General features: G+C 75.0%; 19 protein-coding genes, 2 pseudogenes and 1 riboswitch. Of the genes and pseudogenes, 8 read left to right on the forward strand and 13 right to left on the reverse strand.

Features of this window, described 5'->3' with window-relative positions:
- Positions 1 to 80: 80 nt before the first annotated feature.
- The 4 genes and pseudogenes from AC1VL8_RS16460 to AC1VL8_RS16475 all read left to right on the forward strand — a co-directional run bounded on the left by AC1VL8_RS16460 (position 81) and on the right by AC1VL8_RS16475 (position 3,802).
- Positions 81 to 1,065: pseudogene (locus AC1VL8_RS16460) on the forward strand (ACP S-malonyltransferase).
- Positions 1,062 to 2,066: a beta-ketoacyl-ACP synthase III gene (locus AC1VL8_RS16465; protein WP_483075913.1), complete on the forward strand. Its 1,005-nt coding sequence runs from the start codon at positions 1,062 to 1,064 to the stop codon at positions 2,064 to 2,066. The pseudogene AC1VL8_RS16460 and the gene AC1VL8_RS16465 overlap by 4 nt, the downstream one beginning before the upstream one ends.
- 88 nt (positions 2,067 to 2,154) lie before the next feature.
- The gene (locus AC1VL8_RS16470; RefSeq protein WP_122148979.1) at positions 2,155 to 2,403 is read left to right on the forward strand and encodes an acyl carrier protein; all 249 of its coding nucleotides are present in this window, start codon (positions 2,155 to 2,157) and stop codon (positions 2,401 to 2,403) included.
- A gap of 160 nt (positions 2,404 to 2,563) precedes the next feature.
- Entirely contained in the window at positions 2,564 to 3,802 is a 1,239-nt protein-coding gene (locus tag AC1VL8_RS16475; RefSeq protein ID WP_483075914.1) for a beta-ketoacyl-[acyl-carrier-protein] synthase family protein, read from the forward strand.
- Positions 3,803 to 3,859: 57 nt separating this feature from the next.
- On the opposite strand, the gene AC1VL8_RS16480 is transcribed toward AC1VL8_RS16475, so the two are convergent.
- The 4 genes from AC1VL8_RS16480 to AC1VL8_RS16495 form a co-directional block, all read right to left on the reverse strand.
- Positions 3,860 to 4,753, reverse strand: coding sequence for a carbohydrate ABC transporter permease (locus AC1VL8_RS16480; RefSeq protein WP_483075915.1), 894 nt, complete (start codon positions 4,751 to 4,753; stop codon positions 3,860 to 3,862).
- Complete coding sequence (locus tag AC1VL8_RS16485; RefSeq protein WP_483075916.1) at positions 4,750 to 5,691, reverse strand: carbohydrate ABC transporter permease; 942 nt, start codon at positions 5,689 to 5,691, stop codon at positions 4,750 to 4,752. Before AC1VL8_RS16485 ends, AC1VL8_RS16480 begins: the two co-directional genes overlap by 4 nt.
- Positions 5,688 to 7,019 carry an ABC transporter substrate-binding protein gene (locus AC1VL8_RS16490; RefSeq protein WP_483075917.1) on the reverse strand — a complete coding sequence of 444 codons (1,332 nt, stop codon included), beginning with the start codon at positions 7,017 to 7,019 and terminating at the stop codon, positions 5,688 to 5,690. Before AC1VL8_RS16490 ends, AC1VL8_RS16485 begins: the two co-directional genes overlap by 4 nt.
- Before the next feature lie 93 nt (positions 7,020 to 7,112).
- Positions 7,113 to 8,240, reverse strand: a complete 1,128-nt coding sequence (locus AC1VL8_RS16495) for a glycoside hydrolase family 36 protein (RefSeq protein WP_483075918.1) — start codon at positions 8,238 to 8,240, stop codon at positions 7,113 to 7,115.
- 433 nt (positions 8,241 to 8,673) lie between these two features.
- Here AC1VL8_RS16495 and AC1VL8_RS16500 point away from each other — a divergent pair, with 433 nt between their 5' ends.
- Positions 8,674 to 9,354, forward strand: a complete 681-nt coding sequence (locus AC1VL8_RS16500; RefSeq protein WP_483075919.1) for a hypothetical protein — start codon at positions 8,674 to 8,676, stop codon at positions 9,352 to 9,354.
- Between the two features lie 36 nt (positions 9,355 to 9,390).
- Here AC1VL8_RS16500 and AC1VL8_RS16505 read toward each other — a convergent pair whose 3' ends face one another.
- The 8 genes and pseudogenes from AC1VL8_RS16505 to AC1VL8_RS16540 form a co-directional block, all read right to left on the reverse strand.
- A complete protein-coding gene (locus AC1VL8_RS16505; RefSeq protein WP_483075920.1) occupies positions 9,391 to 10,419 on the reverse strand; it encodes a LacI family DNA-binding transcriptional regulator in 1,029 nt (342 codons plus the stop codon).
- Between the two features lie 31 nt (positions 10,420 to 10,450).
- Entirely contained in the window at positions 10,451 to 13,459 is a 3,009-nt protein-coding gene (locus AC1VL8_RS16510; RefSeq protein WP_483075921.1) for a carbohydrate-binding protein, read from the reverse strand.
- A 202-nt stretch (positions 13,460 to 13,661) separates the two neighbouring features.
- Positions 13,662 to 15,170: an FAD-dependent oxidoreductase gene (locus tag AC1VL8_RS16515; protein WP_483075922.1), complete on the reverse strand. Its 1,509-nt coding sequence runs from the start codon at positions 15,168 to 15,170 to the stop codon at positions 13,662 to 13,664.
- Positions 15,167 to 16,054: an FAD:protein FMN transferase gene (locus AC1VL8_RS16520; RefSeq protein WP_483075923.1), complete on the reverse strand. Its 888-nt coding sequence runs from the start codon at positions 16,052 to 16,054 to the stop codon at positions 15,167 to 15,169. The genes AC1VL8_RS16515 and AC1VL8_RS16520 overlap by 4 nt, the downstream gene beginning before the upstream one ends.
- On the reverse strand, positions 16,041 to 16,544 hold the full coding sequence (locus AC1VL8_RS16525) for an FMN-binding protein (protein ID WP_389230187.1): 504 nt from the start codon (positions 16,542 to 16,544) through the stop codon (positions 16,041 to 16,043). Before AC1VL8_RS16525 ends, AC1VL8_RS16520 begins: the two co-directional genes overlap by 14 nt.
- A gap of 139 nt (positions 16,545 to 16,683) precedes the next feature.
- The gene (locus AC1VL8_RS16530; protein ID WP_389230190.1) at positions 16,684 to 17,181 is read right to left on the reverse strand and encodes a DUF3145 domain-containing protein; all 498 of its coding nucleotides are present in this window, start codon (positions 17,179 to 17,181) and stop codon (positions 16,684 to 16,686) included.
- 176 nt (positions 17,182 to 17,357) lie between these two features.
- Entirely contained in the window at positions 17,358 to 17,843 is a 486-nt protein-coding gene (gene def, locus AC1VL8_RS16535; RefSeq protein WP_389230193.1) for a peptide deformylase, read from the reverse strand.
- 663 nt (positions 17,844 to 18,506) lie between these two features.
- A pseudogene (locus AC1VL8_RS16540) lies at positions 18,507 to 19,724 on the reverse strand (bifunctional transcriptional activator/DNA repair enzyme AdaA); the annotation flags it as partial.
- A gap of 66 nt (positions 19,725 to 19,790) precedes the next feature.
- Between AC1VL8_RS16540 and AC1VL8_RS16545 the strand changes: the two are divergent.
- Genes AC1VL8_RS16545 through AC1VL8_RS16555 form a run of 3 tightly spaced genes read left to right on the forward strand, consistent with a single transcriptional unit; the run spans position 19,791 to position 23,446 of the window.
- Positions 19,791 to 20,579 carry an ATP-binding cassette domain-containing protein gene (locus AC1VL8_RS16545; RefSeq protein WP_483075924.1) on the forward strand — a complete coding sequence of 263 codons (789 nt, stop codon included), beginning with the start codon at positions 19,791 to 19,793 and terminating at the stop codon, positions 20,577 to 20,579.
- A gap of 57 nt (positions 20,580 to 20,636) precedes the next feature.
- A complete protein-coding gene (locus AC1VL8_RS16550; protein ID WP_483075925.1) occupies positions 20,637 to 22,799 on the forward strand; it encodes a YhgE/Pip family protein in 2,163 nt (720 codons plus the stop codon).
- Between the two features lie 32 nt (positions 22,800 to 22,831).
- Positions 22,832 to 23,446 carry a TetR/AcrR family transcriptional regulator gene (locus AC1VL8_RS16555; protein ID WP_483075926.1) on the forward strand — a complete coding sequence of 205 codons (615 nt, stop codon included), beginning with the start codon at positions 22,832 to 22,834 and terminating at the stop codon, positions 23,444 to 23,446.
- Between the two features lie 396 nt (positions 23,447 to 23,842).
- Here AC1VL8_RS16555 and AC1VL8_RS16560 read toward each other — a convergent pair whose 3' ends face one another.
- Positions 23,843 to 24,067: a BldC family transcriptional regulator gene (locus tag AC1VL8_RS16560; RefSeq protein ID WP_389230207.1), complete on the reverse strand. Its 225-nt coding sequence runs from the start codon at positions 24,065 to 24,067 to the stop codon at positions 23,843 to 23,845.
- A 13-nt stretch (positions 24,068 to 24,080) separates the two neighbouring features.
- Positions 24,081 to 24,155, reverse strand: a riboswitch (cyclic di-GMP riboswitch).
- Positions 24,156 to 24,216: the final 61 nt, after the last annotated feature.

Consider the following 24,216-nt stretch of genomic DNA (forward strand, 5'->3'; position numbering starts at 1 on the left):
GGGAGCCCGACAAGACCGGACCGTCACGTTGGTGCGCGTCGTGGGCGGGCACCACGGGACGAATCGGGCAGAGTGAGCGGGTGCTCGCGATCGTCTGCCCCGGACAGGGCGCCCAGTCCCCCGGCATGCTCAGCCCCTGGCTCGAGCTGCCCGGCACCGCCGACCGCCTGGCGGCCTTCTCGGAGGCCGCGGGCACCGACCTGGCGGTGCACGGGACGACCTCCGACGCGGAGACCATCCGCGACACCGCGGTGGCGCAGCCGCTGATCGTCTCGACCTCGCTCCTCGCGCTGCGTGCGCTGGAGGACGAGGGCGGCGCCGTGCACGCGGACGCCACGGCCGGCCACTCCGTCGGCGAGCTCGCCGCCGCCGCCGTGGCCGGTGTCCTCGAGGACGCCTCCGCGGTCCGGCTGGTCGGGTACCGCGCCCGGTTCATGGCCGAGGCCGCCGCCGCGGAGCAGACCGGCATGGCCGCGGTCCTGGGCGGTGACCCGGACGAGGTCGCCGCGGCGCTCGAGGCGGCCGGCCTGTGGCCCGCGAACGTCAACGGCGGCGGCCAGACCGTCGCCGCCGGGTCGATGGCGGCGCTGGCCCGGTTCGCCGAGAACCCGCCCGCCCGCGCCCGCGTGGTGCCGCTGCAGGTGGCCGGCGCGTTCCACACCCCCTACATGCAGCCCGCCCTCGAGGCGTTCGGCGCGGTCGCGACCGGCTGGGAGGCCGCCGCCCCGCGCACGGTCCTGCTGTCGAACGCCGACGGCGCGGCCTACGGCGACGACGCCACCGGCGCGGACGTCGTGGCCCGGCTCGTCGCCCAGATCGCCGCGCCCGTCCGCTGGGACCTGTGCCAGGCGACCCTCGCCGACCTCGGCGTCACCGGCGTCCTGGAGCTTCGCCCCCGGTGGTGTGCTCAAGGGCCTCGCCCGGCGTAGCCTGCCCGGGGTGGAGACGGTCGCGATCACCTCGCCGGCCGACCTGCCCGCCGCCCGGGACCTGGTCGCGCGCCACGCCGCGACCCCGTCCGGCGCTGCGACCTCGACCGCCGACTCCCAGGAGACCGCGAAGTGACCCGCCCCACCCTGACCCAGGCCACCGGCCCCGCCCACACGCGGATCCTCGGCCTGGGCGCCGCCCGCGGTGAGAACGTCGTCCCGAACGACGACATCGTCGGCCCCATCGACTCCTCCGACGAGTGGATCCGGCAGCGCACCGGCATCGCGACCCGCGTCCGCGCGGGTGCCGGCACCGACGTGCTGGACCTCGCCGAGATCGCCGGCCGCCAGGCCATCGCGAACGCCGGGCTCCAGGGCACGGACATCGACGCGGTGATCCTCGCGACCGTCACGTACTTCCACCAGACGCCGTCGGGCGCCGCCGTCCTGGCCGACCGCCTGGGCGCGACCCCCGCCGCCGCGTTCGACGTCTCGGCCGCGTGCGCGGGGTACTGCTACGGCATCGCCCAGGCCGACGCCCTGGTCCGGGCCGGCTCCGCGCGGAACGTGCTCGTCATCGGCGCGGAGAAGATGAGCGACTTCATCGACCCCACCGACCGGAGCATCTCGTTCCTGCTCGGCGACGGCGCGGGCGCCGTGGTGATCGGCCCGTCCGACACCCCCGGCATCGGCCCGACCGTCTGGGGCTCGGACGGCAGCCAGTCCCAGGCGATCCGCCAGACCCACTCCTGGATCGACGTCCGCGACAACGGCGCCGGCTGGCCGACGCTGCGCCAGGAGGGCCCGAGCGTCTTCAAGTGGGCCGTCTGGCAGATGGCCCCGGTCGCGCAGAAGGCCCTGGACGCCGCGGGCGTGACCGCCGACCAGATCGACGCGTTCATCCCGCACCAGGCGAACATGCGGATCATCGACCAGATGATCAAGACCCTCAAGCTTCCCGAGACGGTGGCGGTCGCCCGCGACATCGCCGACACGGGCAACACCTCGGCGGCGTCGATCCCGCTCGCCACCGAGCGCCTGCTCCGCGAGGGCCAGGTGTCCAGCGGCGCGCTGGCGCTGCAGATCGGCTTCGGCGCGGGCCTGGTCTACGCCGCCCAGGTGGTCGTGCTGCCCTGACCCGGGCCGCGACCGCAGTACGGTTCATCGACCGCAGAACGTCGCCGCACCTCACGGTGCGGTGCACCACACAACCAAGGAGACACCGATGGCGCACAGCGAGCAGGAGATCCTGGCCGGCCTGGCCGAGATCGTCAGCGAGGAGACCGGCCTGCCGACCGACTCGGTCCTGCCCGAGAAGTCGTTCACGGACGACCTCGACATCGACTCGCTGTCGATGATGACGATCGTGACGCTGGCCGAGGAGAAGTTCGAGGTCCGCATCCCGGACGACGAGGTCAAGAACCTCGCGACCGTCGGCGACGCGGTCTCGTTCATCAACAACGCCCAGGCCTGAGCCGCACGACCAGGGGTCCGCGCCGCACGCCGGCCCAGCGCCGGCGCCCGGGAGCCTGACGGCTCCCCGCGGCGCGGACCCCTGGTCACGCCCGGGACCGCCCCCGCGGCCCCGCCGCCCCACCCCCCGCACGTCCGACACACCCCCGGAGGAGCACCAGATGAGCACGCGAGTCGTCGTCACCGGACTCGGCGCCACGACCCCCCTCGGCGGGGACGTGCCCACCACCTGGCAGGCCGCCCTGGCCGGCACCTCGGGCGCGCGCACCCTCGACAACGACTGGTCCGAGAAGTACGGCCTGCCGGTCGACTTCGCGGCGACCCTCGCGGTCCGACCGGAGGAGGTCCTCCCCCGGCCCGAGATGAAGAAGATGGACCCCTCGGCGCAGTACGCGATGATCGCGTCCCGCGAGGCCTGGGCCGACGCGGGCTCCCCCGAGGTCGACAAGGACCGCCTGGGCGTCGTGGTGTCCTCCGGCATCGGCGGCATCTGGACCACGCTCGACGCATGGGACACGCTGCGCGAGAAGGGCGCCCGCCGGGTCCTGCCGATGACCGTCCCCATGCTCATGCCGAACTCGCCGTCCGCGTACGTCGAGCTGGAGTTCGGCGCCCGCGCCGGGGCGCACGCCCTGGTGTCCGCGTGCGCGTCCGGCGCCGAGGCGATCGGCTACGCCGTCGACATGATCCGCTCCGGCCGCGCCGACATCGTGATCGCCGGCGGCACCGAGGCCACGATCCACCCGATGCCGATGGCCGCGTTCGCCGCGTCCCGCACGCTGTCGACCCGCACCGACGACCCGGCCCGCGCCTCCCGCCCCTACGACACGGGCCGCGACGGGTTCGTGATCGGCGAGGGCTCCGGCATCGTCGTCCTGGAGTCCGAGGCGCACGCCGCCGCCCGCGGCGCCCGCGTCTACGCCGAGATCGCCGGCGTCGGGCTGTCGTCGGACGGCTACCACATCACGTCTCCCGAGCCCTCGGGCCGCGGGCAGATCGCCGCGATGCGGATGGCCATGAAGGACGCCGGCATCACGACCTCCGACGTCCGGCACGTCAACGCGCACGCCACGTCGACCGTCGTCGGCGACCTCATCGAGGCCCGCGGCGTCCGCGAGACGCTCGGCTCCGACGCCGACGCCGTGGTGCTGTCCGCCACCAAGTCGATGACCGGGCACCTGCTCGGCGGCGCCGGCGCGCTCGAGACGGTGTTCTCGGTGCTCGCGGTCCGCGACCGGCAGGCGCCCCCGACGATCAACGTCGAGGACCCCGACCCGGAGCTCGTCCTCGACCTGGTCCGCGACACCCCGCGCGCCCTGCCCGACGGCGACCTCGCGGTCATCAACAACTCGTTCGGCTTCGGCGGGCACAACGTGGCCCTGGTCGTCACGAACGCCTGAGCCCCACGACGACGCCCCCCGCAGCGCGCTGCGGGGGGCGTCGTCGTGCGGGGGCGGCTACTTCACGGCGCCCGACGTGATGCCCGAGATGATCTTGCGCTGGGCGACGACGAACGTGATCAGCAGCGGCAGGCTCATCACCAGCACGTAGGCGAAGATCAGGTGCCAGTTGTTCAGGTACAGCCCCGCCGACGCCACCTCGAACAGGTTCAGCGGGAGCGTGTCGACCCGGCCGCCGACCACGAAGAACGCGTAGAACACGTCGTTCCAGATGTACAGGCAGATCAGGATGGTCGCGGTGCTCAGCACCGGGACCAGCAGGGGCAGGATCATCGTGCGGAACACCCGCATCGGCCCTGCGCCGTCGACCCGCGCGGCCTCCTCGAGCTCGTGCGGGATCGTCCGGATGAACCCGGTCACGAAGAAGATGACCGTCGACATGTACATCCCGACGTAGACGCCGATCATGCCGACCACCGTGCCCGCGAGCCCGAGCTGGCGCAGCAGCAGCACGATCGTGACGACCGCGGGCGGGAGCACGATGCCCGAGATCGCCAGCGCGTACAGCACGGAGGACAGCCGCGAGCGGCGCCGCGCCAGGACCCACGAGGCCAGCGACCCCAGGACCAGGACGAGGAGCACCGACGGCACCATGATGAGCAGCGACCCGCCGAAGGCCGCCGGCACGTCGCCGTCGCGCCAGATCTCGGCGAGGTTGGCGCCGAGCTGCCACCGGTCGGGCAGCGACAGGTCGGGCTGCAGCGCCTCCGCCTGGGACTTGCCCGCGGTGACCACGATGATCCACAGCGGCAGCGCGATCAGCAGGACGACCGCCAGGACGACGACGACCGGCTGGACCCGGCGCCAGGGACCGGTCCGCCCGCCGGGGCTCGGGCGCGACCGGGTCGTGGCGCGACGGGTACTGCCCGCGTGGGGCGCGACGATGCTCACAGGACGTCCTCTCGGCGGCGCAGCATCCCGATGACCGGGAACGCCAGGGCGACGACGACGAGGAACAGCACGAGGCTCATCGTCGTGGCCTGCGCGAACAGGCCCTGCCCGAAGGTGCGGAAGATGAAGATGTTCAGCAGCTCGGTCGACCGGGCCGGTCCGCCGGCCGTGGTGGCCTGCACGATGTCGAACCCGTTCATCGAGCCGAGCAGCGCGGTCGCGACGTTGAACGTGACGGCGGGCGCGAGCAGCGGGAACCGGATCCGCCGGAACTGGGTCCAGGCGCCCGCGCCGTCGAGGCGCGCGGCCTCCAGCACGTCCTCGCTGATCGTCTTGAGCCCGGCCATGTAGATCAGCATCGGCAGGCCCATCCACTTCCACGCGTGGATGACGGCGACGACCAGCAGGGTCCACGAGGTGCTGCCGAGCCAGGCGGTGGTCACCTCCGTCCCGGTGACCGCGCTGAGGATCGTGTTCAGCGCGCCGTCCGGCTTGAGGATCGCCTGGAACACGTACCCGACCGCCAGCGCGGACATGATCACCGGGATGAAGAAGAACACCCGCGCGATCCGGTTGACCCGGGTGTCCCGCTCCAGCAGGAGCGCGAGCAGCAGGCCGAAGAGGTTCTGCAGCACCGCCACGAGCACGGCGTAGCCGAGGGTGACCCGCAGGGCGCGCCCGAGGTCGCCGTTCTCGAACAACCGGGTGATGTTGTCCCACCCGACGAACCCGATCTCGGACTTGAAGCTCGACCAGTCCGTGAACGAGTAGACGAAGTTGAACAGCGTCGGCAGGAAGAAGAACACGGCGAGCAGCACGAACGCGGGAGCGGCGAACGCCCACGGGTGGTTGCGGGCCCGCCGCGCGCGGTTGGCGCGGGCGACCGTCTCCCCGGTCGGTGCGTCCCGCGTGGGCGCGGGGACGGTGGTGGTGGTCATCGGATCAGAACCCGTCGACGCCCTGGGCGGACGCGCTGGGCGAACTGGTCCTGCGTCTGCTGCGCGACCTGCTCCGGGGTGAGCGCGCCCTGGATCATGTCGCCGAGCCGGAGGTACAGGTCCGGGTTGGCGACGGCCTCGACCTGCATCGAGCCGGCGGCGCCGTCGAGCGCGTCCGCGACCTGCACGAGGGCGTCCGGGACGGTGGCGGGCGTGTCGACCCCGGGCTGCAGGGACACCGTGTCCTGGTCCGCCACGAAGCCGGCGTACCCGTCGCCGAGCCAGAAGCTGAGCAGCTGGCGGGCGGCGGCCTCGCGGGTCTCGTCACCGGTGCGGAACGCGACGAGCGCGTTCGCCTGGTCCGGGACGAACGTGCCGACGTTGCCGTCGGTCGAGATCGGGAAGAAGCCGATCTTCTCGTTCAGCTCGTCGGTGTCGGCGAGCGACTGCAGCTGGCCGAAGAACGAGTTGACCTGCATCACCATCGCGGCGTCCCCCGCGAGCAGGGCCGCGCCCTGGTCCTCGAACGTGGCCGTCCGGATGTCGTCGTTGAACAGGCCCTCGTCGATCAGGTCCTGGTAGCCGGTGATCGCGTCGATCACCGGGCTGTCGGCGAACGTGGTGGTCGCGTCGTTCACGTCCCGCCAGAGGCCGTCCTTCGACGCCTCGGCGAGCGGCGCCTGGACCCACCACTGCGTCGCCCAGGGCGAGCCGGCGTTGCCGCCCATCTCGAAGAACGGCGTCACCCCGCCCGCCTCGATCGTCCGGGCGTCCTCGACGAGCTCCGCCCAGCTGGTGGGGGTCGCGTCGACACCCGCGTCGGCGAGCACCTGCTTGTTGTAGTAGACGCCGATGACGGCGGGGGTGCTGATCAGCGCCGCGTACCGGGTGCCGTCGAACGAGCCGGTCAGGTCGACCAGCGCGGGGTCCATCGCGTCCAGCCAGGGCGCGTCGTCCAGCGGCTGCAGGTTCTGCTGCGCGTTGATCCCGGCGAGCATCGACGCGGTCGGCTGCCAGAACGCCAGGTCGGGCTTGTCGCCGGTGGCGATCTTGGTCTGGATGCTCTGCTCGTAGGGGTCGGTGATCGTGACGACGTCGACGCTCGCGCCGGTGGTCTCCTCGAACGCCGCCACGACGGCGTCGGGCACGGTGTTCGAGTTCTGCGCGGCCCAGATCGTGAGCTCGACGCCGGACAGGTCGGCGTCCTGCGCCGGCCACTCGGCGGGCGCCGCGCCGGAGCCGGAGCCGCCGGCCCCGGGGTCGGAGCAGGCCGTGAGCACCAGGCCCGTGGTCAGGAGGAGGGCGGCGAGTGCAGGGGTCTTCTTCATCGGTTCTCCCTAGGCAGGTGCCGGCGTCGTCGCCGGCGGGTGGAGGGGACGTGCGGTGGTGCTGTGGTGCGGAGCGGTCAGGGTGCGGAGCGGTCAGGGGTGCCGGACGCGCAGGACCCGTGCCTGCGGGCCGGCGTCGGCGTCCGGGACGCGGACGCGGACGCGGCCGTCGGGCAGGCGGTCGACCTGCCAGGGCGCGCCGGGCGGGGTGCGCGGGAACGCGACCTCGACGTCGCCGGCGGGCAGGTCCAGGACCACCTCGGCCGGGCCGCCGCGGCGCCACACGGTGGCGAGGGTCTGCGCCGGGTCGGTGAGCGCGGACGCGACCCACGGGTCGGACCAGCCGGGCAGGCCGAGCGGCCAGGCGGGGTGGGCCCGGTGCAGCCGGTCCTCGTCCGCCCGGGCGAACGCCACCGCCTCGGCGACGAGCCCGAGCCGGGCGTCGTCCATCCGGTCCAGGTGCCCGGAGAGGTAGAACCGGCCGGCGAGCCCGGTGCAGAGCGTGAACACGCACTCCTCGAGCGTCATCCCCGGCTGCGGGTAGGCCCAGTTCGCGGCCTGCTCCGGCAGGATCGAGACCAGTGCGCCGGCGGCGACCGGGGGGTACAGGAGCGGGTTCTGCTGGTCCGACGTCGACTGCAGGGTCGACCGCGACAGCATCGCCTCGTCGGCGCGCATCGCTCCGGACGCGCAGTTCTCCAGCATCAGGTCGGGGTGGCGGAGCAGCAGCCCGTCGAGCCAGGCGGTGTGGGCCCGGTTCTGCTCGAGCAGGCCCTGGCCGACGCTGTCGGCGTCGAGATCGGTGCCGGGGCCGGGCGTGACGTTGTAGTCCAGCTTGAGGTAGCCGACGCCGAGCTCGTCGACGAGCCGGTCCACCACGGTGTCGAGGTGCTTGACCGCGTCGGGGTGCCGCAGGTCCAGCAGGTACCGGTCGTGCTCGACGACGCGTCGGCCCCGGCGCTGCAGGAACGCCTCGGCGGGCAGCTGCTCGGCGAGCGGGCTGCGGACGCCCACCACCTCCGGCTCGAGCCAGAGCCCGGGCACCATGCCGCGGTCGCGGATCCGGTCGGTGACCTCGCGCAGGCCGCCGGGGAACCGGCCCACCGAGGGCGCCCACTCCCCGACGGAGTCCCACCAGTCGCCGCCGTCGTCGTACCAGCCGGCGTCGATGCAGAACACCTCGGCGCCCACGGCCGCGGCCGCGTCGACCAGCGGCAGCAAGCTTGTCCGTCGTGGGGTCGCCCATCAGGGTGTTCATGTAGTCGTTGAACACCACGTGGGGCGCGCGGCCGCGGCCGTCGGTGCGCGCGGGCCGGGCCTGCGCGACGGCCCGGTGCTGGTCGCGGCGCGCCGCGGTGAGCCCGGTGACCGCGGCCTGCCAGTCGCCCGCGACCGGCACGACCGTGACCGGCACGGTCCGGAACTCCTGGCCCGGCTCGAGGGTGCGGAGCCAGTGGTGGTCGACGTCCGTGGGCCCGAGCGCGACGAGCGCGAGCACGCGCCGGCCGTCGGCCGCGAGCCGCTCGCTGAGCTCGACGCGCCAGGCGCCGTTGTGCTCGACCTGCCAGCCGAGCGACGCGTCGCCCGTTGTGGTGGTGACGATGCCGCTCGGCACCCGCGTGCCGCTCGACCAGGTGCCGCTGCTGGCGACGACGTGCGCGCCGCGCCCGTCCTGGTGCTGGTGGCGCGGCAGGTCGAGGTCGACGAGGCCGCCCTGACCGGCGACGGGCACGTGCTCCCAGCGGTTCTCCCCCACCCAGTCGCTGGTCCCCTCGACCGAGACCAGCGCGTCCAGCGGGCGGTCGCCGACCGGGCCGGCCAGGGCGAGGGAGCTGACGGCCTGCAGGTGCACGGCGTCGGTCCCGCCGTTGCGCACGGTGGTGGTGGCGCGGACCGCGCCGCCGCGCAGCTCGAGCCGCGTCCGTGCGCGCAGGCCCGTGGCGGGGTCCTCCTGGGTGACCTCGACGACCCGGCCGGCGCCGTCGGCGTCGGGGGTGTCGGACACGTCGAGCACCCGCAGCCGCACGCCGATCGCCGTGGCCGTGTGCCGGAGGTTGCCGGCGGCGCGGCCGTGCCCGACGGCCAGCACCTCGACCAGCGGCTGGACGGCCCGCGCGGCCAGCTCGGCGGCGTCCTCGGCGGGCGCCCCGCCGACCACCGCGGCCGGGCGGTCGTCCGCCCAGACCAGGTGCAGGACGGCGGCGCCGTCCCCGAGGGCCTGCGTGCGCAGGCCCGTGCTCTCGCGAGTCATCGTCGACCCCATCTCCTCGTGCCCGCCCGGTGGATCAGGGCGACGAGTCGTATGAAAGCGCATATCAAGCACGAGGGCAAGTAGCCAACCACTCCCGTTACCTGTTGATGATGTGCGCTTTCAGCCGCGTGGGTGACGGCGGGGCCCGGACGACGCCCGGACCACCAGGTCGGGCACGAGGCGGGCCGAGACGACGCCGCTCTCGCCGGCCCGCAGCCGGGTCAGCAGGCGCACCGCGTCGCGGCCGAGCTGCACGAAGTCCTGCCGGACCGTCGTCAGCGCCGGGTCCCACAGCGACCCCAGCGGGTGGTCGTCGAACCCGACGACGGAGACGTCCTGCGGCACGCGGCGGCCGCTGTCGTTCAGGGCGCGGACGACTCCCATCGCGAGCTCGTCGTTGCCGCAGAGCACCGCCGTGACCTCCGGGTCGCGCGCGAGCCGCAGACCGGCGTCGTACCCCGACATCGGCGCCCAGTCCGCGTGCAGCGGCGGCGGCACCGGGGCGCCGGCCGCCTCGAGGGTCTCGCGCCACCCCACCAGCCGGGAGCTCTCCCGCCCCGCGGAGGGGATGGCGACGTGGTGCACCGTCTCGTGCCCGAGGTCCAGCAGGTACCGCGTGGCCGCGGCCGCCCCCACGCGGTCGTCCATCGACGCGTGCAGGATCTCGTCGTCCGACCGGTTGCCCGCGGCCAGCGCGACCAGGGGCACCCAGTCGGGCACCGCGGCGAGCGCGGCGGCGCCGGGCGGGTCGTACTCGAGCACGACCGCGCCGGCGATCGGCTGGCTCAGCGCCGTGTCGACCGCCGCCTCGACGACCTCCCGGTCGTCGGTCTCCACCACGCAGATCATGACGAGGTGGCCCGCGGCCCGGGCCGCCTCCTCGATGCCCTGGATCGAGGAGGCGTACCCGTACCGCGTCGTGTTGCTGGTGATGATCGCGATCATCGGCAGGCTGCCCGCCGCCAGCGCGCGGGCCGCGCCGTTGCGCCGGAACCCGAGCCGCTGGATCGCGGCGTGCACGAGCGCCTCGCGCTCGGGGCTCACCCGGGTGGACCCGGTGAGCACCCGGGACACCGTGGGCACGCTGACGCCGGCCTCACGCGCGACGTCGGCGATCGTGGGCTGCTTACCGGGAACGGGTCGGGCCACAGCGACAACCTAGGCGATCACGGGTCGGCGCTCAGCCACGCCGCACCCAGGGGCCGTCCGGGTCGCCCGGCTCCTGGCCCCGCGTCCACCACCGGGCCTCGTGCTCGACCCCCTCGTGCACGACGACGTCCCCGGCGGTGAACACCCGGGACGCCGTCCAGACGGGCGTACCGTCCGCCGCGGTGCGGATCTCCTGCCACGGGCCGACGGTGTCCCCCGGCTCCTGGCGCTGCGTCCACCACGAGGCCAGCCACGCGGCCCCGCCGTGCGTGACCCGGTCGCCCTCGACGTAGACGGTCGCGGCGTCCCACGCGGCGACCGGCGCACCGACCGGCACGGTCGTGGGGGTCCCGGTCGACAACGGCGCGATCTCGATGCGGTCCAGGTCGGCCGCCCAGCCGTCGGCGCGGCCCAGCTCCAGGGCCCCGCCGGTCTGCTCGAGCCGCACCAGGAACGTGCGCTCGAGGAACGACGTCCACGCGTAGGTGTAGCGCAGGTAGGCGTGCCCGGCGGAGCGCTCCGCGCCCTCCTCCCAGACGTCGAGCCGACGGTCGACCACCTGCGGGTTGTAGTCGTGGCTCCCCGACACCTCGGCGTTCGCGAACCGCACCGTGACGGCGTAGGTCCCCGGCTGGTCCACGCCGGGAGCGCGGTCGACGACGACGGCGTTCTCGCGGCCCTGGCCGATCCGGCCCGCGCCCGCGGAGCCGGACGCGTTCGACCCCGTGCCCGACGCGTAGGTCGTCGCCCGGACGTCCCCGCGGAGCCGGGCGTCCTCGGCCTCGACGACGAGCGTCGCGCCGGGGTCGCCGCTCGCGCGCGTCGCGAGGTCGCGGACGGCCGCACCGCCCGACGACCGGAGCTCGACCTCGTTGATGCCGTGCGCCAGGTGCAGGCGCGCGGTCGACGACCACGTCCCCCCGCCGGGCGCCGCGAGCGTCGCCACCGGCGCGCCGTTCACCGTGACGTCGACCGACGCGGCCGCGGTCGTCGCGTACGTCACCGTCACGTCGTGGTACCCGGTCGCCGCCGCGTGCACGTAGGCGTCCGCGCGCGCCTCCCCGTCCGGCAGCGACACCCACCCGCGGGTGCCCTCCTGCCAGGTCAGGCCGGCGCCGCCCGCGAGGCGCATCGTCGCGCCGGGGTACGTGACGGGCTCGCCGTCGGTGACGTCGGTCAGCGCGAAGGTGTCGAGCGTGATGTCCGCGTTCGGCAGCAGGGTGCTGCCGTCCTCGCTGGCCCGCAGGGACAGCACGTGCTCGCCGGCGGTCAGCCCGACCTCCAGCTCCGCCGAGCCGCGGTACTGCCAGCGCGACGTCGCGTTCAGCGCGAGGTCCGCCGCGTACTGCACCGTGCCGGCGTGCGCGTCGTCCACGAACAGGGCGTGCCGCCCCGGGACGCCGGGCGCCGCGCCGACCACCTCGAACCGGTACGTGCCGTCCCGCGGCACCGTCACCGTCCAGTCGGCCCGCGACGTGGGGCGGTTGAACGACCCCACGTCCCGGCCGTGCGAGGCGAGGAACTTCCAGCCACCGCCCTGCTGCGGGTCCTGCGCGTACACCTGGGCGTCCGTGAGCGCCGTGTCCTCCGCCTCGACCGACGCCCGGAAGACCGCGTCCACCGCGACCTCGCGGTCCTGCGCAGGCGTGACGACGACCTGGTAGCCGGCGTAGCGGTCGTAGGTCGGCACCGTCAGGCCCAGCGACCCGGCCCCCACCGGCACGTCCTGCGCCGCCTGGATGACGCGGGGCGTCGCCGCGACGCCCTCGGCGCCCGTCAGCCGCACCTCGCGCACCTCGATGTCCACCGCGTCGCCGAAGACCGCCGGGTCCAGCCCGGCGAGGTCGACGCGCACGTCCTTCGAGCCGCCGCCGAACAGCACGGTCGCCCGCCCGTTCGCGGCGTCGAGCGCCCCGATGCCCTGCAGCGTGTCCACGGCGTCCAGCGCCGGCGGCGTCAGGGCCACGGTCTGCGCACCCTCGAGGTCGCCGTACCACTTGAACATCCACCAGCCGCCGTTGGCCGCGTTCGCCCGGGCGCTGTTGTCCGACAGGTTGCCCGCGTAGTTCCAGTAGGCGACCTGACCGTCGATCTTCAGGTCCTCCATGATCGAGAACCACTGGATCAGCTGACCCGGGGTGCTCATGTCGCGGAGCATCCCCCACTCCGTCACGTTGACGTGCAGCGGGTCGAGCCCGAGCCGCTGCTCCAGCGCCCGGTAGTCGGCGTGGTGGCCCCGGAACGTCGCGAGGTTGTCGATGCCGAGCTCGTGCCAGATGAACACGTCGGGCACCGTGCCGGACGCGATCGTGTGCCGCAGGAACGCCTCGGACCGCTCGGGCTGCCAGCGGGTGTCGCCCGGGCCGCCGACGCGCGCGTGCCCGAGGCCGTGCGCGTCCCAGACCTCCTGGATCACGCCGTGCACCGCGTCCCAGTCGTCCAGGAACGTCGGGCCGAGCGCGTTCCAGTCCGCGTACCAGTTGCCGCCGTCCGGCTCGTTGAACGGGATGAACACGTAGTCGCCGGGGCGGTCGGACTCGGTCGCGACGGCCTCGGCGACGACCCGGGTCACCTCGAGGAAGTCCCAGACGCCGTTCGGGGTCTCGGTGAACTCACCGGTCGTCACGTCGTACGTGCGGTCGTCGCCCGGCCGCTGACCGCCGTGGTACGGCCAGTCCGGGTAGTAGTCCTGCACGTAGATGTACAGGTCCTGACCGTGCTTGTCGAAGAACCCGTCCTCGATCTGCAGCGCGTCCCCCGAGGGGTGCTGCGTGCCGAACGGCGCCTTCTGCGACACGTTGGTGAGGTGCGCGCCGTTGATCAGCGCCTGCGTCGGCGCCCCGTCGTCGCCCAGGCCGTAGAGCGCGCCGGACGCGCCGCCACGGAACGCGCCCGTCGTGCGGGCGAGGTCGACCTCGAGCACGTCGACGTCGGCGCTCTCGGCCGGCGCCGGTTCGGCGGCGGCGGGGACGGCGCCGAGCGCTCCGGCCCCCAGGCCCAGGGTCGCGGTCACGGCCAGCCAGCGTGGTGCTCTCGTCATCGAGATGGTCCTTCGCGGTAGGTGGCGAGCCCGTCGCGCGCGACCGAGCGGTCTCGGGCGCAGCGGCGGGCTCGCGGGACCGCACCATGAAAGCGCACATCAGGACGAGTCTCAAGACCCCTGCCGGACCGTCTTCGCCAGCCGTGGAAGCGCCGATCATGCCGCGCCGACCGCGGCGGGGGTCCGAGGAGCCCGACCCGGCTCAGTACCCGCTGAACGCGTCCGTCCGCACCCGCCGCGCCCCGGCCGACCGCAGCAGCGCCCGGGTGCCGTCCACCATCGCGGGCGGCCCGGAGACGTACGCGTCCCGCTCGGCGAGGTCCGGGACCGACTCCGCGAGGACCTCCGCGGTCAGCCGCCGCTCCCCGAGGTGGATCCACCCGGCGGGCAGGCTGCTGCCGGCGGCGTCGGGCGAGAGCACCAGCACCCGGGCCCCCGCCGCGGCGGCGGGGCCGGCGTACGCGAGGTCCGCGTGGTCGGCCACGGAGTAGACGAGCACGACGTCCCGCTGCTCCCCCGCCGCGGCCAGCGCGGCGAGCTGGCTCGCGAACGGCGTCACCCCGATGCCGCCGGCGACCAGCAGCAGCGGTCGGGCGGGGTCGGCCGGGAGCACGAAGTCGCCGCCGAGGCCCGTGGCGCGCACGCGGGTACCGACCGGGAGCGAGGCGAGCGCCCGCTTGAACGTGCTGGCCCGCTCGGGGACCGTCAGCGCCACGGTGATCTCGTCCGCCGCGGGGGCCGACGACACGCTGAACACGCGCCGGGTGCCGCGGGCGTCGGGGCGCGGGTGCGGCACGGTGAGCTCGACCCACTGGCCGGGCAGGAACCGGACGGGCCGGTCCGCGCGGAACGCGAGCTCCAGCGTGCGCGGGGTGAGCCGCGTCTGCCGGGTGAGCGTGAGCCGGACGGCCCCGCGCTGGCCGAACCCGAACGCCAGCAGGTTGCCGACGACGAGCGCCGCCTCGGGCGTGCTGTGCAGCGGGTCGAGGTCGTACGGCACCGCGAGGACCGCCGCGACGACGACGGCCTCCAGCAGCTGCTGCCACCGGCGCGGCGGCAGGGTCAGCGGCTCGGTGAGCATCACGCCGGCCAGGAACAGGATCGGGTACGACACGAGCGCGGTGCTCGCGGCGTCGACCACCGAGGTCTCGCCGCTGACCAGCCGCACCGTCACGAACGCCACCGACGCGAGCACGAACACGCCCACGAGGGCGAACCGCCGGGTCCGGAGGACGATCACGGCGGTCAGCAGCAGCACCGGGACCAGCAGCCACCGGTCCGCCACCCACCAGGTCGTCGAGTCGAGGCCGGTCAGCCCGATCACGAGCGCACCGGCGGCAGCGGGGTTGAGCACGTGCCGGCCGCGCCACGCGAGCAGGTACTTGGACAGGTTCGCGACCAGGGCGGCGAGCGCGAGCGCCCCGAGGTAGCGGGCCTGGAGCGTCGGCCAGAACAGGAACAGCAGGATCAGGCCGGTGATGACCGCCGACTCGGTGTGCGGCCGGGTGCGGAGCGCCAGCGCGACCAGCCACGCGCTCGCGACCGACGACGCCACCGCGACCGCGGCGCTGACCACGATGGCGAGGGGGTCGAGGAACAGGGCCCCGGTCGCCGCGAGCACCACGGCGACGACCGCGAGGGCGGACAGCCCCAGGGTCAGCAGGCGGTACATCGTCACGCGGCCCAGCCGCTCGTCCAGCGCACCGATCATCGGGCGAACACCTCTCCGTCCAGGTCGAGCGACCAGCGGGCACCGCCGTCGGCCCGCAGGACCACGTACCGGACGCCGAACCGCGCGGCCACGAGGTCGGGCTCGGCGAAGAACAGCGCGGTCGCGGCCAGGTCGGCGACCAGCGCGGACGGTCCGACCGCCCAGGTGGCGAGCACGTCCGACGTCGGGACGCCGGTGCGGGCGTCGACGACGTGGTGCACGCCGGGCGCCCAGGCCCGGCGGTTCGTCGCCGAGCCGCACAGCGCGCCCTCGGTGAGCCGCAGCACGCCCACGGCCCGGGTGGGGTCGCGGGGGTCCTCGAGCGCGACGGCGAGCGGCTCGGGCACGGCGGCCCGCAGGTCGCCCCCGGCGTCCACCACGTGCTCGGTGAGGCCGTGCGCGTCGAGCACCCCGGCGACCAGGTCCACCAGGTAGCCCTTGCCCCCGGCCCCGACGTCCAGCAGCGCGGGCTCGTCGAGAGTCAGCGTCCCGGCGTCGCGCCGGGCGGCGGTCCGCCAGCCCGGCGCGGCCCGGGTCAGCAGCGCCCCGTCGACGTCGCGGCGCGGGCGCAGCGTGTACGCCGCGTCGTAGCCGAGCTGCTCCAGGGCGTGCCCGACGAGCGGGTCGACGGCCCCGTCGGTGCAGGCCGCCGCGACGTCGTACGCGTCGAGCAGCGGTCCGGCGTCGGCCGGCAGCGGGTACGTGCCGGCGCCGGCGCGGGCGACCTCGGACACCCAGGAGTCGGCGCGGAACCGCGACCAGTCCTGGTCGAAGCGGGCGACGCGCTCGTGCACCGCGGCGAGCACCTCGACCGGCAGCGGGTCGGGGGTGTCGATGGTCCAGCGGGTGCCGATCGCGTCGAACCCGGTGCTACGCCTGCGCATCGGCGCGGATCTGGTCGAGCGCGGCGTTGAACCCGTCACCCGTCAACGAGGAGCCCGACACCTTGTCCACGGCGAGGTCGGCGAGCGGGCTGCCCACCACCTCGTCGGCGATGCCGGAGGCGAACTCGTCCTGGAACCGCGCCGCGTTGCCGCCGCTCGCCTCCGGGGTGACGGTGACCGCGGTGACGGTGTCGTCGGCGACGGTGAGCTCGACGGAGATGGACTCCTGGCCGCCCGGGGTGTCGTAGGAGCCCTCGGCGGTGTAGGTCCCGTCGGCGAAGCTGCCGGCGGCCGTGCCCGTGTCGGCGGTCCCGGCGTCCGCGGTGCCGGAGTCCGTGCTGCCGGCGTCGGCGCTGTCGGGCTGGGTGGTGCCGGACGACGCGCCGTCGTCCTCGGTGGCGGCGTCGGCGGTGCCGCACGCGGCGACGGCCACCAGGACGGACAGGCCGGACAGCAGGCCGAGCGTGCGGCGGCGGATCGAGTGCGTCATGGTCGTGCCCTCCCTCGACAGCCCCGGCGGCGGCTGCGCACCGGGCTGGTTGAATGCGATCGCATCCCTGACGAGGCACGACGCTAGGGAGGGTTCCTGCGAATCCCCTGGGAGCAGCCGAGGAGTCCCGCGTGAACCGTCAGCCGACCCGGTGCAACCACCGCACCGGGGCACCCGCGCCGGCGTACCGGAACGGCTCCAGCTCGTCGTCCCACGCCTGCCCGAGCGCGAGCGCGAGCTCCTCGCGCACGGACCCGGTCTCCGCCGCCTCGAGGGCCGCGCGGATCCGGTCCTCGGGGACGACGACGTTGCCGTGCACGTCCGTCTGGGCGTGGAAGATCCCGAGCTCCGGCGTGTGGCTCCAGCGCGCGCCGTCGCTGCCGTGGCTCGCGTCCTCGGTCACCTCGTAGCGCAGGTGGGTCCAGCCGCGCAGGGCCGAGGCCAGGCGCGCGCCCGTGCCCTGGGCGCCCTGCCAGGAGAACTCGGCCCGGAGCATGCCGGGGGCAGCCGGTTGCTCGGTCCACTCCATGGACACGCGTGCGCCCAGCACGTTGCCCGCCGCCCACTCCAGGTGCGGGCAGAGCGCGCGCGGCGCAGAGTGCACGAAAAGGACACCGCGGGTGATCGCACCTGCCATGTCATCCCTCCTGACGGCTCGAGGTTCGTCTTCCCCAACGACCTCGTCCCGCTCACGGAGCGACGCACGGTCTCGCGGCGTGCTGGGGACAGCATGCCCGATGGGGGCCGGTGCGCACCAGCGCTCCGACCCCCATCAGCGGAAACTGCCCGATCTGACCGGTTTCGACAGCCAGGTCAGAGGGTCTCGCGGATCGCCCGCATCGCCTTCTTGCGCACGGACCGGTCGAGCCGGTCGATGTACAGGTGCCCGTCCAGGTGGTCGACCTCGTGCTGCAGGCACCGGGCCATCAGCTCGACGCCCTCGACCACGACCTCCTTGCCGTCCAGGTCGTGGCCGACGACCCGCGCGTACCAGGCGCGCCGCGTCGGGAACCACAGGTCCGGCACGGACAGGCAGCCCTCGTCGCCGTCCTGGAAGTCCTCGGACAGCTCGACGATCGTCGGGTTCAGCACGTACCCGAGCTCGTCGTCGATGTTCCAGGAGAACGCCCGCAGGCCGACCCCGATCTGGTTCGCGGCCAGCCCCGCACGCCCGTCGTGGTCGACCGTCTCGAGCAGGTCCTCGACCAGGCCACGGACCCGGGCGTCGATGGTGGTCACCGGCTCGCACGGGGTGCGCAGCACCGGGTCTCCCACCACGCGGATCTCTCTCATCGCCATGCCGGCGATTCTCCCACGACCCGGGAGGGTTCCGCCGGACCTCAGCCGGCGGCGGCCTGCCACAGGTGCATCGCCGCGTAGGACCGCCACGGCGCCCACCCGGCGGCACGGGCCGCAAGCTTCCCGGTGCGCGGCGGGCCGGGTCAGGTCGGCGGGCAGCGCACCCGTGGCGACCGCCCCGGCGACGAGCGCCACGTCACCGGCCAGCCACGCGTCCGGGTCGCCGAGCACCCGCATCGCGACGTACGCGGCCGTCCACGGCCCGATCCCCGGCAGCGCCACCAGCCCCTCGCGCAGCTCCGCCGGGTCGGACCCGACGTGCACGGCCAGCGAGCCGTCCGCCAGGGCGCCGGCCGCCGCCAGCACCGCGGCCACCTGCCGGCCGGGCAGCCGCAGCGGCCGCGCCGGGTCGGGCGCTGCACCGGGCACCGGAGCCGGGACGTGCCGGACCACCTGCTCCGGGGTCGGGAACAGCCGGTCGAGGCCCGGGACCGTCGACACCGAGGGCGCGCCGGCGACCGCGACGAGCCGCGCCAGGTGGCCACGGGCGGCGGCGACGGAGATCTGCTGCCCGACGATCGCCCGCACGACGAGCTCGGCGGGGTCCACGGTGCCAGGCACCCGGACGCCGGGCGTCGCCGCCACCAGGGGGGCGAGCGCCGGGTCGGCGGCGAGCGCGGCGTCCACCGCGAGCGGGTCGGCGTCGAGGTCGAGCAGCCGCCGCACCCGGGCGACCGCGGTCCCGACGTCGGAGAGCGACGTCAGCTCGAGCAGCAGCCCGAGCCGCCACCCGCCGTCCCGCTGCCGCGTCGCGACGACCTCGACCGCGCCAGGGCCGTGCGGGAGCGCGAGCGTCCGGGCGTACCGCAGCCGGTCCGGGTCGTCGAGCGCGGCCACCTCGACGCCGGGGACGGCGCGCACCGCGAGGAACGCGAGGACGCCCGGGGCGTCGAACGGCTGCCGGACCGGCAGGGCGAGCTCCAGCCGGACGGGCGGGACCGAGCCGGCCGGCTCGGCGGGGGCGGCGGGGGCGGCGGGTCCGGCGGCGAGGGCGGGTCCGGCGGGAACGGGGACGGCGGTACCGGGCACGGCGGCGCGGGTGCGAGGCCCGGGGCGGTCGCGGTGGCGGGCGCGCGCCCGCAGCTCGGACGGCCGGGTCGCGAACACCTCGCGGACCGTGTCGTTGAACTGGCGGACCGACCCGAACCCGGCCGCGAACGCCACGTCCGCCAACGGCAGGTCCGTGCCGACCAGCAGCGAGCGCGCGGTCTGCGCCCGCCGGGCCCGGGCGAGGGCGACCGGCCCGGCGCCGAGCTCGGCGACCAGCATCCGGTGCACGTGCCGGGTGCTGTACCCGAGCCGCGCGCCGAGGGCGTCGACGCCCTCGCGGTCGAGCACGCCGTCCGCGATCAGCCGCATGGCGCGACCGACCGCGTCCCGGCGCAGGTCCCACTCGGGCGTGCCCGGTGTCGCCTCCGGCAGGCACCGCTTGCACGCCCGGTAGCCGGCCTCGTGCGCGGCGGCGGACGTTCGGTAGAACGTCACGTGCTCGCGCCGGGGCGTCCGGGCCGGGCAGGACGGCCGGCAGTAGATGCCCGTCGAGGACACGGCGGTGACGAACTGCCCGTCGAACCGGGTGTCGCGCGCGTCGATGGCGCGGTAGCGCTCGTCGAACAGCGGGTCGCCCGGCGCGGTGCGCGCGTGGTCGTGCGGCGCGGTGCGCGTCGGGTCGTGCGGGGTCACGGTCTCATCCTCGCGCCTGGGGTCGTCGTCACGACACCCATCCCACCGCGGCGCACGCGCTCGTTCTGGCGGTGATCGGACACGGCCGTGCGTCGCCGTGTGCGCCCGGGTGTGACGTGCGAGACGCCGGCCGCGCATGACAGCCCGCACGAGTCGTCCTATCTTTGTACTGACCAGTCAGTGCGAAGAACCAGTGAGGCGCAGGTGTCACCCACGCAGCCCACGCCCGGCCAGACGGACGAGCAGGCCGAGCAGACCGACCCCACCGCGGAGCCGACCCCCACCCCGCCGCCCCCGCCCGCCGTGCACGCGCGCGGCCTGCGGCTCACCGGGTCGCGCGGCCCGGTCTACGGCCCGGTCGACCTCGACCTGCCCGCCGGTGCGCTCACCGTCGTCCAGGGACCGCAGGGGGCCGGCCGGTCCAGCCTGCTGCTCACCCTCGCCGGCCGGATGGTCCCCGACCGCGGCAGCGCCCTCACCGTCCTCGGCGAGCCGCTCCCCCGCCGCCGGGGCGCCGTGCAGCGCCGGGCCGCCGTCGCCGGGTTCAGCGGCGTCGACGACCTCGACGAGGCCGTCACCGTCGGCGACGTCACCCGCGAGCGGCTGGCCTGGCTGGCCCCCTGGTACCGCCGCACCGGCCGGGTCCGGCAGGACGCGTTCGCCGAGCTCGCCGCGCCCGTGTTCGGCGAGCGGCCGCTCCCCCGGGTCGACACCGTGATCTGGGACCTCGACGAGGTCGACGTGATGCTGCTCCGCGTCACGCTCGCGCTCGCCCAGCAGCCCGACCTGCTCGTCGTCGACGACCTCGACCAGGTGCACGACTCCCGCCGCCGGCAGACGGTCTGGACCCGGCTCGAGGCGGTCGCCGCCACCGGCACCACCGTGATCGCCTCGGTCGCCTCGCTCGACGAGGTCGCCCGGATGGACTGGTGGGCGACCCCCGAGCACGTGGTCCTCGCCACCGGGCCGCACGCCGTGCCCGCCGCCGGCTGAGCGTCGACCCACCCGCACCCACCCCCGCGTCACGATCCACCCCGAGGTCTCCCGATGATGTCCTTCCTGTCCACCGGCACCGAGCTGCGCCGGTTCCGCCGCGGCGTGCTGCCCAAGCTCGCCGTCGTCGCGATGCTCGCGATCCCGCTGCTCTACGGCGCCCTGTACCTGTGGGCGTACTGGGACCCGACCGGCAACCTCGACCGGCTGCCCGTCGCCCTCGTGAACGCCGACCAGGGCGCCGAGTCCGACGGCGAGCCGCTGCACGCGGGCGACGACGTCGTGGACGAGCTGCTGGACGGGAACAAGCTCGACTGGCGCGAGGTCGACGCCGACGACGCGGCCGCGGGCGTCCGGGACGGCACCTACTACTTCGCGGTGACCATCCCCGCGACGTTCTCCGCCGACATCGCGTCGGCGGGCGGCGACGACCCCACGTCCGCCGAGCTCGACGTCACCTACAACGACGCGAACTCCTACCTCGCCTCGACGCTCGGGCGCAGCGCGATGAACCAGATCCGCGCGGCCGTGTCCGAGACCATCGGCGAGCAGGCCGTCGACCAGGTCCTGGTCGGCCTCGGCTCGGCGCGCGACGGGTTCGCGCAGGCGTCCGACGGCGCCCTGACGCTGACCGCCGCCAGCGGCGACCTGTCCGCGGGCGCGCACCAGGTCGCGGACGGCGCCACCTCCGCGGCCGACGGAGCGGCCCGGCTCGCGTCCGGCTCGACCGACCTCGCCCGGGGCGCCGACCGCCTCGGCTCCGGCTCCGCGCAGCTCGCGTCCGGCGCGAGCACGCTGTCCTCCGGCGCGGGCACCGCGGCCGCCGGCGCGAGCACCCTCGCCTCGGGCGCGACGCAGCTCGCCGCCGGCGCGCAGGACACCTCGACCAGCGCGGGCACCCTGGCCGCGGGCGCCACGAAGGTCAGCGACGGCGTCGACCAGGTCGCCGCGACGGTCACCGGCCTGAGCACGGCCGCGCAGACGCTCGGTGGCGACCTCACCTCGATCGGCACCGACCTCGCCGCCCTCGCCCGGGCGCAGGCGGCGGCGGGCGACCCCGCAGCAGCCGCGGAGCTCCAGCGCCTGATCGGGGCGATGCAGACCGCAACCGCGGGGATCGACCTGCCGACGCCCGCGGAGCAGCAGCAGTCCGCCGCGCAGCTCGCCGCCCTCGTCGACGGGGCGCACCAGGTCCGCGACGGCTCCGGCGCGCTCGCCACCGGGCTCGGCACGCTCGCCACGAAGTCCGGCGAGCTCGCCACCGGCGCCGGCACGCTCGCCGACGGCACCGCCCGCGTCGCCTCCGGCGCGGCGGACCTGGCGTCCGCCTCCGGCACGCTCGCGACCGGCGCCGCGACCCTCGACGACGGCGCGCACACCCTCGCCGACGGGGCCGAGGAGCTCGCCACCGGCACCTCCACGCTCGCGACCGGGGCCACCCAGGTCGCCGACGGCACGGACCAGCTCGGCGACGGCAGCCGGCAGCTCGCGGACTCCCTCGCCGACGGCGCAGCCCAGATCCCCGACGACGACGACAGCGCCCGCGCCCAGCGCGCCGACGCCCTGAGCAACCCCGTGCGGTCCACCAGCACCGACGTCGCCGAGGCCGGCAACTACGGCGAGGGGTTCGCGCCGTTCTTCATCCCGCTCGCGCTGTTCGTCGGCGGGCTCATCACCTGGCTGCTGCTGCGACCCCTGCCCCCGCGCGGGCTGGCCACCCCGGCCCGCGGCTGGCGGATCGCGTTCGCCGGGTACCTGCCGGCCCTCGCGATCGGCGTCGGTCAGGTCGTCGTCCTGCTCGCCGTGGTCCACTTCGGTCTCGGGCTCGGCATGTCGACGGCGCTCGGCACCGTGGCGTTCACCGTGCTCGTCGCGGCGGCGTTCCTCGCGGTCCAGCAGATGCTGGTCGCGGTCCTCGGCGCGGCCGCCGGCAAGGTCGCGATCATCGCGCTGCTGATGCTCCAGCTCACCGCCGCCAGCGGCACCTACCCGGTGGAGACCACACCCGCGTTCTTCCGGGCGCTGCACCCCGCACTGCCCATGACCTACGCGATCACCGGACTGCGCGAGCTCACCACCGGCGGCACCGACGGGCGCCTCTGGGCGTCGGTCCTGGCGCTCGTGGCGTTCACCGTCGGGTCGCTCGCGATCACGTCGTGGCGCGCGGCGCAGCAGCGGACCTGGACGCTGAGCCGCCTGCACCCCTCGCTGTCGATCTGACCCGCGGCAGCCGATCTGAGAGGCTAAGAGACATGCCCACCGTGCCCGTGACCCCCGCCGCCGACGTCGACGTCGAGGCCGAGCCCACCACCGGACCCGGACGCCGGGACACCCGCCGGGCGATCATCACGGCGACCGTCGCGCTGATCGCCGACCGGGGGTTCTCGGCGACGTCGGTCGACGACATCGCCGAGCGTGCCGGGGTCGCGAAGGGCAGCGTCTACTACAACTTCGGGTCCAAGGGCGCGCTGTTCGAGACCGTCCTCACCGAGGGCCAGCTCGCGCTCACCGCCGCACTGCGGGGCGCCGCGGACGGTCGCACCGGGAGCGACGCCGTCGGGGCGCTCGTGCACGAGCTGCTCGCGCAGATCCAGGGGCACCCCGACTTCGCCAAGGTGCTGGTCGCCGAGGTGTTCCGCACCGGCCGGGACTGGCAGGACTCGATCCGCCAGGTCCGCGACGAGGCGTTCGCGGTGTTCGCCGAGGTGGTCGCCGCGTCCTGGCCGCACCGCGACCCGTCGCTGACCGCCGCCGCGATGTTCGGGGCCACCCTGGTCGCGGGCCTGGAGTGGCTGGCGTTCCAGCCCGAGCGCCCGGTGGCGGACGTCCGCCGCGCGGTGCTGTCGACGCTGCTCGACCCCCTCTGACCCACCCCCTCTGACCCACCCGCCCCGGCCCGGACCCCCGCCCGCCGCCGAGCCCGCCCGCCTGCCGCGCCGCCGGGTGGATCCATCCGGGGAGACCCGCCGGGCGCGGCGCGCGCGAATCTTCCACGCCCGCGGGGTGGATCCACCCCGCGGGACCCACCGGCCCGCCGAGTGGATCCATCCGGGCCGACGCGCCGGGCGCGGCGGGCGCGGATCTTCCACGCGCACCGGGTGGATCCACCCCGGCAGGTGGAAGCAGGCGCGGGCGGACGCAGGCGCCGGTGGACGCAGGCGCAGGCGGACGCAGGCGCGGGTGGAAGCAGGCGCAGGCGGACGCAGATCGGCCCCCGCGAGCGGTGCTCGCGGGGGCCGATCAGGGTGTGCGTGCCGTGCGGCTCAGTAGCGCGTGGGCTGCGTGGGGACGCCGCCGAGCAGCTGCATGACCTCGGACTCGAGGAACCGGCGGTGGCCGCCGAGGGTGCGGACGGCGGACAGCTTGCCGGCCTGGGCCCAGCGGGTGACCGTCTTGGGGTCGACGCGGAACATGACCGCGACCTCACCGGGGGTGAGCAGCGACGAGGTGGCCTGCGTCGGGATCTGGGCCTCGAGGGGGTACGTCATGATCTCTCCTTGGTTCGGTAGCCCGGCTGGCCCTGTAGGCCCCGTGGCTTTGCGTCCCCGCCTTGCAGCGGGTTTGCCGTTATCGCTCAACGGGTAGAACTATACAGAAATCGGACAGATCGGCAAGTACCACCCGAGAGCGGACAGAA

This window comes from Cellulomonas sp. KU4C, from assembly GCF_056868065.1.

Excerpts from the sequence above, each read along its gene's own strand:
- AC1VL8_RS16470 (WP_122148979.1), top strand. The coding sequence starts at position 2,155 with ATGGCGCACAGCGAGCAGGAGATCCTGGCCGGCCTGGCCGAGATCGTC.
- AC1VL8_RS16475 (WP_483075914.1), top strand. The coding sequence starts at position 2,564 with ATGAGCACGCGAGTCGTCGTCACCGGACTCGGCGCCACGACCCCCCTC.
- AC1VL8_RS16485 (WP_483075916.1), bottom strand. The coding sequence starts at position 5,691 with ATGACCACCACCACCGTCCCCGCGCCCACGCGGGACGCACCGACCGGG.
- AC1VL8_RS16490 (WP_483075917.1), bottom strand. The coding sequence starts at position 7,019 with ATGAAGAAGACCCCTGCACTCGCCGCCCTCCTCCTGACCACGGGCCTG.
- AC1VL8_RS16510 (WP_483075921.1), bottom strand. The coding sequence starts at position 13,459 with ATGACGAGAGCACCACGCTGGCTGGCCGTGACCGCGACCCTGGGCCTG.
- AC1VL8_RS16515 (WP_483075922.1), bottom strand. The coding sequence starts at position 15,170 with ATGATCGGTGCGCTGGACGAGCGGCTGGGCCGCGTGACGATGTACCGC.
- AC1VL8_RS16520 (WP_483075923.1), bottom strand. The coding sequence starts at position 16,054 with ATGCGCAGGCGTAGCACCGGGTTCGACGCGATCGGCACCCGCTGGACC.
- AC1VL8_RS16525 (WP_389230187.1), bottom strand. The coding sequence starts at position 16,544 with ATGACGCACTCGATCCGCCGCCGCACGCTCGGCCTGCTGTCCGGCCTG.
- AC1VL8_RS16530 (WP_389230190.1), bottom strand. The coding sequence starts at position 17,181 with ATGGCAGGTGCGATCACCCGCGGTGTCCTTTTCGTGCACTCTGCGCCG.
- def (WP_389230193.1), bottom strand. The coding sequence starts at position 17,843 with ATGGCGATGAGAGAGATCCGCGTGGTGGGAGACCCGGTGCTGCGCACC.
- AC1VL8_RS16550 (WP_483075925.1), top strand. The coding sequence starts at position 20,637 with ATGTCCTTCCTGTCCACCGGCACCGAGCTGCGCCGGTTCCGCCGCGGC.
- AC1VL8_RS16555 (WP_483075926.1), top strand. The coding sequence starts at position 22,832 with ATGCCCACCGTGCCCGTGACCCCCGCCGCCGACGTCGACGTCGAGGCC.
- AC1VL8_RS16560 (WP_389230207.1), bottom strand. The coding sequence starts at position 24,067 with ATGACGTACCCCCTCGAGGCCCAGATCCCGACGCAGGCCACCTCGTCG.